The 15,674-nt window shown below is 32.0% G+C and carries 13 protein-coding genes; 12 read left to right on the top strand and 1 reads right to left on the bottom strand.

All coding sequences use genetic code 11. The annotated features are described in order from the left end of the window. The first annotated feature begins 3 nt into the window (after positions 1-3). The 10 genes from MW871_RS03465 to MW871_RS03420 all read left to right on the top strand — a co-directional run bounded on the left by MW871_RS03465 (position 4) and on the right by MW871_RS03420 (position 12,281). Positions 4-1,338, top strand: coding sequence for a 4Fe-4S dicluster domain-containing protein (locus tag MW871_RS03465; protein WP_248427568.1), 1,335 nt, complete (start codon positions 4-6; stop codon positions 1,336-1,338). Positions 1,339-1,406: 68 nt separating this feature from the next. After that, on the top strand, positions 1,407-2,198 hold the full coding sequence (locus MW871_RS03460) for a (Fe-S)-binding protein (protein ID WP_188050365.1): 792 nt from the start codon (positions 1,407-1,409) through the stop codon (positions 2,196-2,198). Positions 2,199-2,262: 64 nt separating this feature from the next. Continuing rightward, complete coding sequence (locus MW871_RS03455) at positions 2,263-3,006, top strand: phosphatase PAP2 family protein (RefSeq protein ID WP_248427567.1); 744 nt, start codon at positions 2,263-2,265, stop codon at positions 3,004-3,006. A gap of 32 nt (positions 3,007-3,038) precedes the next feature. Beyond that, positions 3,039-3,521: an ABC transporter ATPase gene (locus tag MW871_RS03450; RefSeq protein WP_188050367.1), complete on the top strand. Its 483-nt coding sequence runs from the start codon at positions 3,039-3,041 to the stop codon at positions 3,519-3,521. Between the two features lie 15 nt (positions 3,522-3,536). Beyond that, positions 3,537-6,533, top strand: coding sequence for a serine hydrolase domain-containing protein (locus tag MW871_RS03445; RefSeq protein ID WP_248427566.1), 2,997 nt, complete (start codon positions 3,537-3,539; stop codon positions 6,531-6,533). Positions 6,534-6,691: 158 nt separating this feature from the next. Continuing rightward, positions 6,692-7,330: a phosphatase PAP2 family protein gene (locus tag MW871_RS03440; RefSeq protein ID WP_248427565.1), complete on the top strand. Its 639-nt coding sequence runs from the start codon at positions 6,692-6,694 to the stop codon at positions 7,328-7,330. 37 nt (positions 7,331-7,367) lie between these two features. Beyond that, positions 7,368-8,561 (top strand): MFS transporter, encoded by a 1,194-nt coding sequence (locus tag MW871_RS03435; protein ID WP_248427564.1) that lies wholly within the window; start codon positions 7,368-7,370, stop codon positions 8,559-8,561. Beyond that, positions 8,545-10,566: a heavy metal translocating P-type ATPase gene (locus MW871_RS03430; RefSeq protein WP_248427563.1), complete on the top strand. Its 2,022-nt coding sequence runs from the start codon at positions 8,545-8,547 to the stop codon at positions 10,564-10,566. Before MW871_RS03435 ends, MW871_RS03430 begins: the two co-directional genes overlap by 17 nt. 79 nt (positions 10,567-10,645) lie before the next feature. Continuing rightward, the gene (gene bshA / locus MW871_RS03425) at positions 10,646-11,779 is read left to right on the top strand and encodes an N-acetyl-alpha-D-glucosaminyl L-malate synthase BshA (RefSeq protein WP_248427562.1); all 1,134 of its coding nucleotides are present in this window, start codon (positions 10,646-10,648) and stop codon (positions 11,777-11,779) included. Between the two features lie 70 nt (positions 11,780-11,849). Beyond that, the gene (locus tag MW871_RS03420) at positions 11,850-12,281 is read left to right on the top strand and encodes a protease complex subunit PrcB family protein (RefSeq protein WP_248427561.1); all 432 of its coding nucleotides are present in this window, start codon (positions 11,850-11,852) and stop codon (positions 12,279-12,281) included. A 47-nt stretch (positions 12,282-12,328) separates the two neighbouring features. On the opposite strand, the gene MW871_RS03415 is transcribed toward MW871_RS03420, so the two are convergent. Beyond that, entirely contained in the window at positions 12,329-12,835 is a 507-nt protein-coding gene (locus MW871_RS03415) for a hypothetical protein (protein ID WP_188050373.1), read from the bottom strand. Positions 12,836-13,198: 363 nt separating this feature from the next. Between MW871_RS03415 and aroC the strand changes: the two genes are divergently transcribed. Further along, positions 13,199-14,257, top strand: a complete 1,059-nt coding sequence (gene aroC / locus MW871_RS03410) for a chorismate synthase (protein ID WP_188050374.1) — start codon at positions 13,199-13,201, stop codon at positions 14,255-14,257. A gap of 95 nt (positions 14,258-14,352) precedes the next feature. Further along, on the top strand, positions 14,353-15,633 hold the full coding sequence (locus MW871_RS03405; RefSeq protein WP_188050375.1) for a dicarboxylate/amino acid:cation symporter: 1,281 nt from the start codon (positions 14,353-14,355) through the stop codon (positions 15,631-15,633). The last annotated feature ends 41 nt before the right edge of the window (positions 15,634-15,674 follow it).

Genomic DNA, 15,674 nt, shown 5'->3' with positions numbered 1-15,674 from the left:
ATTATGAGTTATTTAGACAATATTTTATTTGCAATCCTTTTAATTATTGGATTTGGTTATTTTTTCAGGAGTGTTCAAAAGATACGAAGAAACATCAATCTTGGTACTGATGTAAATCGATCTGATAATCCAAAAGCAAGATGGACTAATATGGCTATGATTGCTTTAGGTCAGTCTAAAATGGTTAAAAGACCAGTTGCAGGAATACTACATATTATAGTTTATTTAGGTTTTATAATTATTAATATTGAATTATTAGAAATTATAATTGATGGCCTTTTTGGAACACATCGTATTTTCGCGTTTTTAGGAACTACTTATAATGTTCTAATCGCTTCTTTTGAAATTTTAGCAGTTTTAGTATTAGTTGCTGTTTCTGTTTTTTGGATTAGAAGAAATGTTATTAAATTAAAAAGATTCATTAGCTCTGATTTAAAGGGTTGGCCAAAAAGTGATGGTAATTATATCTTATATTTTGAAGTCGTTTTAATGACTTTATTTTTATTGATGAATGCCTCAGATTTGCATTTACAAAATGTACCAGGTGGTTTTTCTCACTTTATTAAAGCAGGTTCTTTTCCTGTAAGTCAATTTATTGCTCCTATATTTAACGGAGTTTCTAATGAATCAGTGATGCTAATGACTGAGATTTTCTGGTGGTTACACATTACAGGAATCTTGATTTTTATGAACTATTTGTATTTCTCTAAACACTTACATATTCTTTTAGCATTCCCTAATACCTATTTTGCCAATCTAAAACCTTTAGGACAGTTTGATAATTTAGAATCAGTAACTAAGGAAGTAAAATTAATGATGGACCCTAATGCAGATCCATTTGCAGCAGCACCTGTTGATGAAAATGCAACGCCAAGTAAATTTGGAGCAAGTGATGTTCAAGATTTAAACTGGGTTCAATTACTAAATGCTTACACCTGTACAGAATGTGGTAGATGTACCTCTGTTTGTCCAGCTAATATTACAGGAAAAAAACTTTCTCCTCGAAAAATTATGATGGATACAAGAGACAGACTTGTAGAAGTAGGAAAAAATATAGACGACAACAAAGGAGTTTTTGTGCCAGACAATAAATCATTATTAAACGATTATATTTCTCCTGAAGAGCTTTGGGCTTGTACTTCATGTAATGCATGTGTTGAGGAATGTCCAGTAAACATAAGTCCTCTTTCTATAATAATGGACATGAGACGTTATTTAGTTATGGAGCAATCTGCAGCACCTATGCCTTTGAATGCAATGATGACAAATGTTGAGAATAATGGTGCACCATGGCAATACAATCAGCAAGACAGATTGAATTGGAAAAATGAAAATTAATCGAAAGTAAATTAGTAATACTAAATAAAGTTAAAATTACATTTTAACCATTTGAAAAAAACAACGTTATGTCAGAGAATTTAATAGTGCCAACAATGGCCGAAATGTTAGCTCAGGGTAAACAACCAGAAGTTTTATTTTGGGTGGGTTGTTCCGGAAGTTTTGATGATAGAGCCAAAAAAATAACCAAAGCATTTGTTCGTATTTTAAACCGCGCTAATATTTCTTTTGCAGTTTTAGGTACTGAAGAAAGTTGTACTGGAGATCCAGCTAAAAGAGCTGGAAATGAATTTCTATTTCAAATGCAAGCCATGATGAATATCGAGGTTTTAAATGCATATGAAGCAAAAAAAATTGTTACTGCTTGCCCACATTGTTTCAATACTCTAAAAAATGAATACCCAGAATTAGGTGGTGTATATGAAGTAGTTCATCATACAGAATTTCTAAAATCTTTACTAGATGATGGAAGACTTACTATTGAAGGCGGACAGTTTAAAGGAAAACGTATTACTTTTCATGACCCTTGTTATTTGGGAAGAGCAAATAAAGTATACGAAGCTCCAAGAGATTTAATTCTTAAGCTAGATGCTGAGTTAGTAGAGATGAAACGTTCTAAAGCTAATGGATTATGCTGTGGTGCAGGTGGAGCTCAGATGTTTAAAGACGCAGAACCTGGTAACAAAGAAATAAATGTCGAAAGAACAGAAGATGCCTTAGAAACACAATCAGAAATAATTGCCACAGGTTGCCCTTTTTGTAATACGATGATGACTGATGGTATTAAGGTTAAAGAAAAAGAAGGTGATGTAAAAGTAATGGATATTGCTGAGTTGATTGCTAATGCACAGGATTTGTAAGTAATAAGACTAACTTTTATTAGATTGTATTATGGTTTATAAAGGCATACTATATTTCATAATAATGCTAATTAGTTTTAGTATACATGCTCAAACTATTGATAGGTTTAATACACAGGATAGTCTTGATTTAAAAACAAATAAACAACTGCATTTTAAAGTAAAGCAGCTAATTATTCCATCAGTTTTAATAGGCTATGGAATTATAGGAATTGGTAATGATCAATTAGAATCTTTTAATTCTCAAATTAGAGAAGAGGTTCGAGAAGACATTGATAAAAAGTTTACTATTGATGATTTTTCACAATATGTACCATTGGCTTCTGTATATGCTTTAGATGCTTTTGGAATCAAAGGAAAAAATAACTTTAGAGATAAAACGATAATTTTGGCTACCTCTTATTTAATTATGGGAATAGCGGTTAATAGTTTTAAACATACTTTTAAGGTTGAAAGACCTGATGGTTCAAGTATGAATTCTTTTCCTTCAGGACATACAGCAACTGCTTTTATGGGTGCTGAGTTGTTGTATCAAGAATATAAGGACACCTCAATATGGTATGGTATATCCGGATATTTAGTAGCAGCAGGTACTGGAGCATTTAGAATGTATAATAATAAACATTGGCTTACCGATGTAGTTGCTGGAGCAGGGATTGGTATATTGAGTACAAAAGCAGCCTATTGGTTGTATCCTACAGTAAATAATTTGTTGTCTTCAAAAAAAAATAATACGAATAAAAAAACAGTATTTATACCTTATTATGATGGTAAACAAGTAGGATTTGGACTTGTCTCTGCATTTTAATAGTTGTTAAAAATCAATAAAAAATAAATATTATGTACGTTCCTTTTGAAAATTTACCCGAAGAATCTAAAATTTGGATTTATCAATCGAATAGAAAATTTTCGGATGCCGAATTTTCTGAAATAGAAACAGCTTTACAATCTTTTCTTGAAGAATGGGCAGCACATGGTACGAGTTTAGAATCATCTTACCAATTAAAATACAATCGATTTATTATAATTGCCGTAAATCAAGACGTTCAGGCGGCTACAGGTTGTTCTATTGATTCTTCAGTAGAGTTTATCCAGAGTTTAGAACAGAAATATGGTGTTGATTTACTGGATAAAATGAATGTTACTTTTAAGTTAGGGGAACATATTGCTCATAAACCACTGATTGATTTCAAAAAAATGGTAAAGGATAAAGCCGTTACAGAGAATACTATTGTATTTAATAATTTGGTAAATAATATCGAAGAATTTAATGAATCATGGGAAGTTCCTGCAATTGATAGCTGGCATAGCCGTTTCTTTTAAAATTATAACTATCCAATGAGAAAAATAGGCATCAAAATATTTACCTTTTATGTCTTATTTCTTTTTGTTGCTACTAGTTGTGTTGGTACAAAAATTAATAAGAATAAAATACTTGTAACCAACGTTCCCGTCAAAGATCAAAACCTTGATAGCATTGCCATTACTAATACTCCAATACTTTTTGATTTAGTTTCTGAAGGTGAAAAATGGGTAGATAGTGTTTATAACGGAATGTCTTTAGATGAAAAAATAGGGCAATTATTCATGATTGCAGCTTATTCGAATAAAGATGCTAAACATTACGCTGCTATTGATAAACTCATTCAAGAAAATAAAATAGGCGGATTAATTTTTTTTCAAGGTGGACCTGTTCGTCAAGCTAAATTAACAAATAGGTATCAAGCTTTGTCAAAAACACCTTTATTTATAGGTATTGATGCAGAGTGGGGATTAGGCATGCGCATTGATTCTACCTATCGCTATCCTTGGAATATGACCCTTGGAGCCATTCAGGACATGCAATTAATAGAAAAACTTGGTACCCAGATGGGAATGCAAAGTAAACGATTGGGTTTACAGTTTAATTTTGCTCCCGTTTTAGATATTAATTCTAATCCCAAAAATCCTATTATTGGATTTCGTTCTTTTGGAGAAGATAAATTTAAGGTTACTGACCACGCTATTGCTTTGATGAAAGGAATTCAAAGTCAGGATATATTTGCCACTGGAAAACATTTTCCTGGTCATGGTGATACCTCAAAGGATTCACATAAAGAATTGCCAACAATAAATGCTTCAAGAGAAAGGTTAGAAGAACTTGAATTCTATCCCTATCATAAAATGTTTCATGAAGGTCTTTCATCAGTTATGGTGGGGCATTTAAATGTTCCTAGTTTAGAATCACGACCTAATTTTCCTTCTTCTCTTTCATATAATATTGTTACAAATGTGCTTCAAAAAGAATTAGGTTTTAAAGGGCTTATTTTCACAGATGCTTTAAACATGAAAGGAGTAAGTGATTTTAAAGTTCCTAGTGAAGTTAATTTTGAAGCCTTTATGGCTGGAAATGATATTTTATTATTTCCTGAAAATGTTCCTGCTACAATTCAGAAATTTAAGCTCGCTTTTTCCCTTGATTTATTCACGGAGGAAAGATTGGCTTTTTCTGTAAAAAAAATTCTCAAGTTTAAATACAAAGCTGGTTTGAACTCCTATAAACCCATTGAAACAGAAAATTTATATTCGGATTTAAATTTGGTATCAAATGAGGCGCTACAATATCAATTGTATGAAAATGCCATTACAGTATTAAAAAATACAGATGCAGTATTGCCTATCAAAAATTTGGATAAACAAAAGATAGCTTATGTAAAAATTGGTGATGATAACAATGATAAGTATGTATCAACGCTTCAAAAATATGCTGATGTTACTGTAGTAGATGATAAAAATATAGACAGTTTGCAGGTTAAATTAAGTTCTTACACAACTGTAATAATTGGCTATCATAAATCTGATATTGCCTTCAAGAATGATGATTTAAGAGTAGATGAGTTACTTAAGATAGTTGCTTTGGCTAAGAATAATAATGTGATTTTAAACGTTTTTGCCAAACCTTATTCATTGTTGGCATTTGATAATTTTGATAGTATTGAAGGATTGGTAGTTTCTTATCAAAATAGTCCTATTTCTCAAATTGTTTCTGCTGAATTAATTTTTGGTGCGATTGAAGCAAAAGGTAAATTACCCGTTTCTATTAATTCTTTTTTTAAAGTTAATGATGGACTTTCAACAGAAAAACTAAATCGATTAGGATTTACTACTGCAGAAAATGTTGGTATGAATTCCCAAATATTGTCAAAAATTGATGGTATTGCCAATAAAGCAATTGCGGATAAGATGACACCTGGAATTCAGGTTTTAGTAGCCAAAGCAGGTAAGGTAATTTACCAAAAATCATTTGGATATCACACTTACGATAAAAAGATTAAAGTTCAAAATTCGGATATTTATGATGTAGCATCATTAACTAAAATTTTGGGCACTTTGCCCAATGTTATGATAGCTTATGATCAACATAAAATAAATTTGGGAACTACATTGGGATCAATGTCTCCTATTTTTAAGGATTCTAATAAACAAAATATCAGTTTCAAGGATTTATTGTCACATTATGCTGGATTACCTGCTGGATTACCATTTTATAAAGCTGCATTGAATAAGTCTAAAAAACCATCTGAAGATTATTTTAGAAAAATACCGGAAGTTAATTTTACAAAACAGTTAGGAGATAGTCTTTTTATTAGAAATGATTTTAGCGATACCATCATGAAAATGATTGTAAAAAGTAAAATTTCCATAAAAAAAGAATATAAATATAGTGATTTAACCTTCATGATCTTGAAGGATTATTTAGAGAAAACAACTGGTAAAACATTAGATGTTTTAATTCAAGAAAATTTTTATCGTTCGTTAGGTATGAATAATTCTAGTTTTAATCCATTGGCAAAATTTGATAAAAATAGAATTCCACCAACAGAAACAGATGCTTATTTCCGTCATCAGCTTTTGCAAGGATATGTAAATGATTTAACAGCTGCTTTAGAAGGCGGTGTTTCAGGACATGCAGGTGTATTTTCAAATGCTATGGATGTTGCTAAAATAATGGAACTTTATCTACAAAAAGGAAGTTACGGAAATCAACAATATTTTTCTGAAAAAACATTTGATGATTTTAATACTTGTTACTTTTGTGCAGAAGGTAATAGGCGAGGCGTAGGTTTTGACAAGCCTCAACTAGGTACTTCGGGTCCTACCTGCGGATGTGCTTCAATGACTAGTTTTGGTCATACCGGTTACACTGGTACAATGGCTTGGGCAGATCCAGAAACTCAAATTGTGTATGTATTTTTATCTAATAGAACTTTTCCAGTAGCTACAGAAAATAGATTGTCTAAGGCTAACATTCGTGAAAACATACAGCAAGTTATTTATGATGCAATTATTAGGTAATAAATCAATATGCTTTATTTTCTTTTTTAATTGTAGAATAATTATTAAATTGATTTTAGATTTCTAAAGTTTAAGCTACTAAAATCTAATGTTTGTTTTCTAAATCCTATGAGTTTTTTTAATCAGAATATGTTACATTTGATAGGAAAAATTTCGGTATGAATGCAACGACTTCTTTTTTGAAAATCATTAACTTTTTGGGATTGTTTTTTTGTGTCAGTCTTATGAATGCACAAAACATTGATGTCGATATTTTGCGTAATATTAATGTAAACAGGAATACCTCCTTAGACGGCACGTTTAGAGTTGTTACCAATAGTGCTTTACCCATTAGTATTGCAACCCCTTTAATTATTTATTCTGTAGGACTTATAAAAAAAGACAGCACTACCAAAAATACAGCCTTATTTATTGGTGAATCATTTGTAGTTTCGGCTTTTATTACTACTGCTTTAAAATATACAACAAAAAGGCAACGTCCTTTTGATGCATACACTGATATTGAAAAAGGAACTGCCGGACCTGGGTTTTCATTTCCTTCAGGGCATACCTCTGTAGCATTTGCCACTGCCACATCATTAAGTATGGAATATCCAAAATGGTACATTATTGCTCCTTCATTTGCATGGGCTTCTGCCGTAGGGTATTCTAGAATGCACTTGGGTGTTCATTATCCTTCTGATGTTTTAGCAGGAGCAATAATAGGTAGTGGATCGGCTTACCTGAGTTATAAATTAAATAAGTGGATCAATAAGAACAGTAATGAAGAACAAAAAGTTCTTAAAACAACGAATTGAAATAGCTTTTACGAAATAAAATTATCGAAAGATGGGAATGTTAAAGTATATTTCAAGATCGGTTTGGATACTATCATTAGTAAGTTTATTTACTGATATGGCAAGCGAAATGCTATATCCCATTATGCCTATTTACCTCAAAACAATTGGCTTTTCGATTGTTTTAATAGGAGTTCTAGAGGGTTTTGCCGAAGCCTTAGCAGGTTTAAGTAAAAGTTATTTTGGCAAATTATCTGATAACTCAGGCAAGCGGACTCCCTTTGTTCAGTTTGGTTATGGATTAAGTGCAATTTCAAAACCGATGATGGCTTTATTTATTTTTCCGATGTGGATATTTTTTGCCAGAACCATTGATCGTTTTGGAAAAGGAATTCGCACTGGTGCTAGAGATGCCATTTTATCAGATGAAGCGACTCCCGAAACGAAAGGTAAAATTTTTGGATTTCATAGAGCAATGGATACTTTGGGTGCAGTTCTGGGACCTGTAATTGCTCTCGTATATTTATATTATTATCCACAAGAATATAAAAATCTTTTTTATATGGCATTTCTTCCCGGTTTATTAGCCGTTTTAGTGTCATTTTTATTAAAAGATAAAAGGAATAGTAAGCCAATTGCAATAAAAAAAGTTTCTTTTTTCTCTTTTTTAAACTACTGGAAATTAAGTCCATCTGAATATAAAAAAACGGTAATCGGATTATTAGTATTTGCTGCATTTAATAGTTCTGATATTTTTTTATTATTAAAAGCAAAACAAATGGGTCTTAACGATACTTATGTAATCGGAATTTACATCTTTTATAATTTGGTTTATGCTGTTGTTTCTTTACCAATTGGTATTCTAGCGGATAAAGTAGGCTTAAAAAAAATGTTTATTTTTGGCCTAACCTTATTTGCTGTGGTTTATTTTGGAATGACTTTTACCGAAAACAAATATTTTATTATTTTATTCTTCTTTTTATACGGCGTTTATGCTGCAGCCACTGAAGGAATATCAAAAGCATGGATTAGCAATATTAGTGACAAGAAAGACACTGCTACTGCGATAGGAACTTATAGTGGTTTTCAAAGTATAAGTGCGCTTATTGCGAGTTCTTTGGCGGGTCTAATTTGGTACCAGTTTGGAGCCTCTGCTACTTTTATTACAACTGGAATTGCTACAGTTCTAGTTATTATTTACTTTTCTTTCTTCATGAAAGATAAAATTATTAAAAATGAAACATTCAGATAATCAAGAAGATCAATATAATGAGGAGTGCTGTACTCCAAAGAAAAAAACAACTCATAAAAATACTCATACAACTTCCGGTTGTTGTTCTTCAGAAGAGGATTCTGAAGATCATTCTGGACACGACCACGACCATGGCGAAACAAACGGAAGTACAATACAATTATTTTTACCCTCTATAATCAGTTTCGTTTTATTGATCGTTGGCTTGTTATTCGATCATATAATTGCTCCATCTTGGTTTAAAGACTGGATCAGAATTATTTGGTACATTGTTGCTTACTTGCCTGTTGGATTACCTGTTTTGAAAGAGGCGATTCAAAGTATTAGAAAGGGTGGCATCTTTTCTGAATTTTTTCTAATGAGCATTGCAACTGTTGGTGCTTTTGGCATTGGTCAATATGCTGAAGGAGTTGCTGTAATGTTGTTTTACTCTATTGGAGAACTGTTTCAAATGCTAGCAGTAAGAAAAGCCAAATCAAATATTAAATCATTATTAGATCAAAGACCAGATGTAGCTAATGTTTTAGAAGGAAATAAAATCATTTCAAAGCAAGCTTCTGAAGTTACGATTGGCGAAATTATTGAATTAAAACCAGGAGAGAAATTAGCTTTAGATGGTAAATTACTTTCGGATCATGCGACTTTTAATACGGCTGCATTAACCGGAGAAAGTAAACCTGATTCTAAATTTAAAGGAGAGACTATTCTAGCCGGAATGATCAATCTTAACGCTCTTGCTCTTGTAGAAGTAACAACTGAATTTAAAGACAGTAAGTTGTCTAAAATTCTAGAAATGGTTCAAGAAGCTACCACCAAAAAAGCACCTACAGAATTATTTATTAGAAAGTTTGCCAAGATTTATACACCAATAATTGTCTATCTGGCGATAGGAATATGTTTGATTCCAATGCTATTTGTTGACGATTATATATTTAAAGATTGGTTGTACAGAGCCTTAATTTTCTTAGTTATTTCGTGTCCTTGTGCTTTGGTTATATCCATTCCGCTAGGCTATTTTGGCGGAATAGGAGCTGCTAGTAAAAACGGAATATTGTTTAAAGGATCCACATTTCTAGACGTAATGGCGGCTATTCAAGTAGTAGTAATGGACAAAACAGGGACCTTGACTAAAGGGGTTTTTAAAGTGCAAAAAGTAGTTGCTATTGGTCTTTCCGAAACTGATTTAGTACAATATACTGCCGCAATTGAAGCGAAATCAACTCATCCAGTAGGTTCAGCAATAGTACAATATGCTAAAGATAACTATAAGGAGATTGTTGTTGCCGATGTAATAGAAATTCCTGGAATGGGATTGAAAGGAGTTATAGATGGAAAAGAAATTGCAGTTGGCAATCCTAAATTGATGAAGGAATTGAATATCAATTATGATTTAGAATTAGATTCGATACCGTACACTACAATCCTCGTAGCGATCAATCAAAAATATGCAGGTCATTTTATTATTGCGGATGAAATAAAAGAAGACGCTAAAACGGCTATTGAAAGTTTACACAAACTAAAAATTAAAACAATTTTACTTTCAGGAGATAATCAGGCGGTAGTTTCGGCTGTAGCCAAAGAATTAAATATTGACGAAGCTTTTGGAAATTTACTACCCGAAAATAAAGTCGAAAAAGTAGAAGCCATGTTAAGTCGAAAAGTAAAAGTAGCCTTTGTAGGAGACGGAGTAAATGATGCTCCGGTTATAGCTTTGGCAGATGCTGGAATTGCAATGGGAGGATTAGGAAGTGATGCCACAATTGAAACGGCTGATATTGTCATACAAAATGATCAGCCAACTAAAATTTTTACGGCAATCAACATTGGTAGGAAGACAAAACAAATTGTCTGGCAAAATATAACTTTGGCTTTTGTGGTAAAATTGGTTGTTTTAATAATGGGTGCGGGAGGATTAGCAACCATGTGGGAGGCCGTTTTCGCTGATGTTGGCGTAGCTTTATTGGCCATTTTAAACGCAGTTAGAATCCAGCGAATGAAATTTTAAATGAGGATCTTTTTTTTAACTTAAATTTCAATAAAACTCAGCGCTATTTTGTTAAATTCGTTTTTATTAAATTACATACATGAAAATAGCAATAGTTTGTTATCCTACATTTGGAGGAAGTGGCGTAGTAGCTACAGAATTAGGTTTAGAATTGGCCCGCCGCGGTCATGAAATACATTTTATAACTTACAGCCAACCCGTACGTTTAGCCTTATTAAGTCCTAACGTACATTACCACGAAGTAAACGTTCCAGAATATCCATTATTTCATTACCAGCCTTATGAATTAGCTTTATCTAGCAAATTAGTCGATATGGTAAAGTTATATAAAATTGAATTGCTACATGTACATTACGCTATTCCGCATGCTTATGCAGGTTACATGGCTAAACAAATGTTAAAAGATGAAGGTATAAATCTTCCTATGGTTACCACACTTCACGGAACAGATATTACCTTGGTCGGAAGTCATCCTTTTTATAAGCCTGCTGTGACTTTTAGTATCAATAAATCGGATTTTGTAACCTCTGTTTCTCAAAGTTTGAAAGAAGATACCTTAAAGTTATTCAATATAAAAAATGAAATTGAAGTGATTCCCAATTTTATCGAATTGAATAAAAATTTAAAAGATGCTGGCGTTCCTTGTCAACGTTCGGTTATGGCCAAACAAGAGGAACGAATTATTACCCATATCAGTAACTTCAGAAAAGTAAAACGCATTCCTGATGTTATCAAAATTTTCTACAACATTCAAAAAGAAATTCCAGCTAAATTGATGATGGTTGGAGATGGTCCCGAAAAAGAAAAAGCAGAAGTTTTATGCCAAGAATTGGGTATTGAAGACAAGGTGATTTTCTTTGGAAACAGTAATGAAATTGATAAGATTTTATGTTTAACAGATCTATTTTTATTACCATCAGAAACCGAAAGTTTTGGTTTAGCCGCGCTCGAAGCTATGGCCTGCGGTGTTCCAGTTATATCCAGTAATTCAGGTGGTTTACCAGAAGTTAATTTTGAGGGAATATCAGGCTACTTAAGTAATGTAGGTAATATAGAAGATATGGCAAAAAATGCTTTAAAAATTTTAAAAGATGATGCTACATTAGAAAAGTTTAAAGAGAATGCTTTATCCGTTGCAAAACAGTTTGATATTAAAAATATACTTCCTCTTTATGAAGACCTTTATCAAAAAGCTATTAATAAATATTTATAAACAGCGGTATAAAGTCATTAAAAATTACAAGACCATTAAAAGTCATCGATACTAATTAAATAATTATTAAATGAAAAAAACTTTTCTATCCTTATTTGCCATAACCTTATTTTCTTGTAGTACAACTAATGCTACAAAAAATGAAGGTCATAATAAACTTTATGAAGTATTAACGCAGCAATCTAATGGAGGAGCGAGTATTCATTTTTTTGAAATACTTTCTGAACCTAATGAAATCAAAATGTTACAGGAGGATGATAATTTAAAAAATAAGATAAAAGATACTGACATTCAGAGCTCTAATTTTATTATTTTAAATATGGGAGAAAAGACATCTGGAGGTTATGCAATTGGTATTGAAAATGTAGTTGAGACAGATAACGATATTATAGTAACTGTAAAAGAAACTAATCCTGAACCAGGAGCAATGGTAACACAAGGGTTTACAAATCCATTCTGTGTGGTTAAAATAAATTCTAAAAAACATCTCATTATTAAATAAAAAAAAGGCTATTCAGATGAATAGCCTTTTTTTAATATATTTTTAGATTAGAACTGGAATCTTAGTCCTAAAGCAATATCTGAACCATAATTGTTTTTGTAGTAACCATTTCCTCCAAACTCAGGTCTGAAATCTAATGATATTAATAAAGGAAAATCAAAGTTGTATTCAATTCCGATATCACCCGCTGCAAATACAAAAGTGTCGCTATAACGTTTGTCATTTTTAACATCGTAGCTATAGTTACCAACTCCACCACCTACACCAGCATACCAATTAAAACCACCATCAATGTTCCATACCCATTGGTATAAAGCTGCTAGTTTGATAGCATTGTCATCGTATCCACTATTTTCATAATTATTTCTATTTCTCCATCCTAAATCTAATTCAAGTCTATTACTTTTAGACAATCCTCTTTGATAAGAAAGTTCTCCTCCAAAACCATTATTTCCTCCTAAACGTAGACCTAAAGCATTTTTAGATATATCCTGTGCTTGAGCTGTAAATGCTAATCCAATTAACATTAATGCCGATAAAATAATTTTTTTCATATTGTATGTTTTTAAAGACGCAAATGTAACTCTTAACTACTTCCGGTTCTTATGGAATTATTGCTATTATTTATATAATTACCACATTTGTGATTTAAAACAATAATTAATTATTATATGAACAAATAAACCTAAGTAAATTTTTGTTAAAGTATATAAACAGAATTTTGAGATTAAATAAATGATAATTCTACACTATTAAAATTAAAACGGAATAATAATATATGAGTAATATAAGTTGGAATTAATTAATGAAAAGTTTAAAGATTTTATTCTTAAATAATGTATTGGTTTTTCAAAAGTTTAAACTCAAAAATTTTGAACTTTAAACTAAAACGTTACTTTTGTTTAAAACTATTTATAATGGCAGGTAATAGCTACGGAACACTTTTTAGAATAACAACTTTCGGGGAATCTCATGGTGAAGCTTTAGGAGGAATAATAGATGGTTGTCCTCCGGGAATAGCAATAAATTTAGAAGATATTCAATTCGAGATGTCTCGACGCAAGCCTGGTCAATCTTCAATTGTTACTCAACGCAAAGAACCAGATGATGTTCAGTTTTTGTCTGGAATCTTTGAAGGTAAAACAACAGGAACACCAATTGGTTTTATTATACCTAATACCAATCAGAAATCAGATGACTATTCTCATATAAAAGATAATTTTAGACCTAGCCACGCTGATTATGTCTATGAAAAAAAATATGGAATACGAGATTATAGAGGAGGTGGTCGCAGTTCTGCCAGAGAAACAGCTAGTAGAGTAGTGGCAGGAGCAATAGCCAAACAAATTTTACCTGAGATAAAAATTAATGCATATGTTTCTTCTGTTGGACCTCTATTTTTAGAGAAACCTTACCAAGATTTAGATTTTTCAAAAACAGAAAGTAATCCTGTACGTTGTCCTGATATCGAAATGGCAACGAAAATGGAAGATTACATTCGTGACATTAGAAAACAAGGTGATACTGTTGGTGGTACCGTAACTTGTGTGATTCAAAATGTACCAATTGGACTAGGTGAACCTGTGTTTGACAAACTTCATGCTGAACTAGGAAAAGCAATGTTATCCATTAATGCAGTCAAAGGTTTTGAATTTGGAAGTGGATTTTGTGGTGCCAAAATGAAGGGAAGCGAGCATAATGATTTGTACAATCCAGATGGAACAACTAAGACAAATCTTTCTGGTGGAATTCAAGGTGGTATTAGTAACGGAATGGATATTTATTTCCGTGTTGCTTTCAAACCGGTGGCAACTATAATGCAAAAACAAGAATCATTAGACAATAAAGGAATAATCACTGAAATGACAGGAAAAGGACGTCACGATCCTTGCGTTGTTCCACGTGCTGTGCCAATAGTTGAAGCAATGGCAGCCATTGTATTAGCTGATTTTTATTTGATTAACAAAATATATTAATATTAATCTTTAACATTTTTTCTAGTAGTAATTGCACGTCAAATTTTATAATGATAAAGTAATTATACCACTATAAAACTAAATATCTAAATTTAATGGATACCAATACAATAAAGAAAACATCCTTCTTTTCAGGATTAACAGGACAAATATTAATTGCTATGGTTTTGGGTGCTATTTTAGGCATCATCATACACAATTATATTTCACCAGCCGATGCAGAAGCCTTTAGTAAAAAAATTAAAATCTTAGCGACTGTTTTTATTCGATTAGTGCAAATGATTATTTCTCCGTTAGTCTTTACAACTTTGGTTGTAGGAATTGCTAAACTTGGCGATATAAAAGCAGTAGGTAGAATTGGTGGTAAGGCAATGGGGTGGTTTTTTACAGCTTCATTTATATCTTTATTATTAGGAATGTTTTTTGTAAACGTACTTAAACCAGGTGTAGGACTTAATTTACCAAGTATTGATTTGGCTTCGGCTTCAGAAGTTACTGGTAAAACCCAAAATATTTCATTCGAAAATTTTATTGAGCATATTGTTCCTAAAAGTATTTTTGAAGCCATGGCTACCAATGAGATTTTACAAATTGTAATTTTCTCTATTTTCTTTGGTCTTGCAGCTGCTTCATTGGGAGAATACGTAAAACCAGTTACTAATGCTCTAGAAAAGACATCTCATATTGTCCTTAAAATGGTTAATTATGTTATGAAATTTGCTCCAATTGGAGTTTTTGGAGCGATTGCAGGAGTTTTTGCAGTACGAGATTTTCAAGAATTAGCGATTACCTATTTCAAGTTCTTTGGCTCTTTTTTAATTGGAATTTCATCACTTTGGGTGGTCTTAATTCTTGTAGGTTATATTTTTCTTAAAAGCAGAATGACTGTTTTACTAAAAAGAATTATAAGCCCTTTAATTATTGCTTTCGGAACTACAAGTAGCGAGGCTGTTTTTCCAAAATTAACAGAAGAATTAGAACGCTTTGGTGTCAAAGACAAGATTGTTTCCTTTATGTTGCCACTGGGTTATTCTTTTAACTTAGATGGAAGTATGATGTATATGACTTTTGCAAGTATTTTTATCGCACAAGCGTACGGAATACATTTAGACTTAGGAACGCAGATGACTATGCTGTTAGTACTAATGCTTACGAGTAAAGGAATTGCTGGTGTTCCAAGAGCTAGTTTAGTTGTTGTTGCAGCAACTTGCGGTATGTTTGATATTCCTATTGAAGGAATTGCTTTGATTTTGCCAATTGACCATTTTTGCGATATGTTTCGTAGTGCAACAAATGTATTAGGAAATGCTCTAGCTACTTCTGTTGTAGGACAATGGGAAGGTGATAAAGAAGTAGAAGTGCCTACTTTAGAATAATATTTTAACTAGTTATTGTCAACTTATATACTAAACCTGTT

Origin of the sequence: Flavobacterium pygoscelis (assembly GCF_023162025.1) — a bacterium.
Classification (GTDB): Bacteria; Bacteroidota; Bacteroidia; order Flavobacteriales; family Flavobacteriaceae; genus Flavobacterium; species Flavobacterium pygoscelis.
This window is presented reverse-complemented; position numbering and strand designations above follow the sequence as displayed.

Coding starts and splice junctions, on each gene's coding strand:
- MW871_RS03455 (WP_248427567.1), top strand. CDS start 2,263: ATGCTAATTAGTTTTAGTATACATGCTCAAACTATTGATAGGTTTAAT.
- MW871_RS03450 (WP_188050367.1), top strand. CDS start 3,039: ATGTACGTTCCTTTTGAAAATTTACCCGAAGAATCTAAAATTTGGATT.
- aroC (WP_188050374.1), top strand. CDS start 13,199: ATGGCAGGTAATAGCTACGGAACACTTTTTAGAATAACAACTTTCGGG.
- MW871_RS03415 (WP_188050373.1), bottom strand. CDS start 12,835: ATGAAAAAAATTATTTTATCGGCATTAATGTTAATTGGATTAGCATTT.
- MW871_RS03405 (WP_188050375.1), top strand. CDS start 14,353: ATGGATACCAATACAATAAAGAAAACATCCTTCTTTTCAGGATTAACA.
- MW871_RS03435 (WP_248427564.1), top strand. CDS start 7,368: ATGTTAAAGTATATTTCAAGATCGGTTTGGATACTATCATTAGTAAGT.
- MW871_RS03445 (WP_248427566.1), top strand. CDS start 3,537: ATGAGAAAAATAGGCATCAAAATATTTACCTTTTATGTCTTATTTCTT.
- bshA (WP_248427562.1), top strand. CDS start 10,646: ATGAAAATAGCAATAGTTTGTTATCCTACATTTGGAGGAAGTGGCGTA.
- MW871_RS03420 (WP_248427561.1), top strand. CDS start 11,850: ATGAAAAAAACTTTTCTATCCTTATTTGCCATAACCTTATTTTCTTGT.
- MW871_RS03440 (WP_248427565.1), top strand. CDS start 6,692: ATGAATGCAACGACTTCTTTTTTGAAAATCATTAACTTTTTGGGATTG.
- MW871_RS03430 (WP_248427563.1), top strand. CDS start 8,545: ATGAAACATTCAGATAATCAAGAAGATCAATATAATGAGGAGTGCTGT.
- MW871_RS03465 (WP_248427568.1), top strand. CDS start 4: ATGAGTTATTTAGACAATATTTTATTTGCAATCCTTTTAATTATTGGA.
- MW871_RS03460 (WP_188050365.1), top strand. CDS start 1,407: ATGTCAGAGAATTTAATAGTGCCAACAATGGCCGAAATGTTAGCTCAG.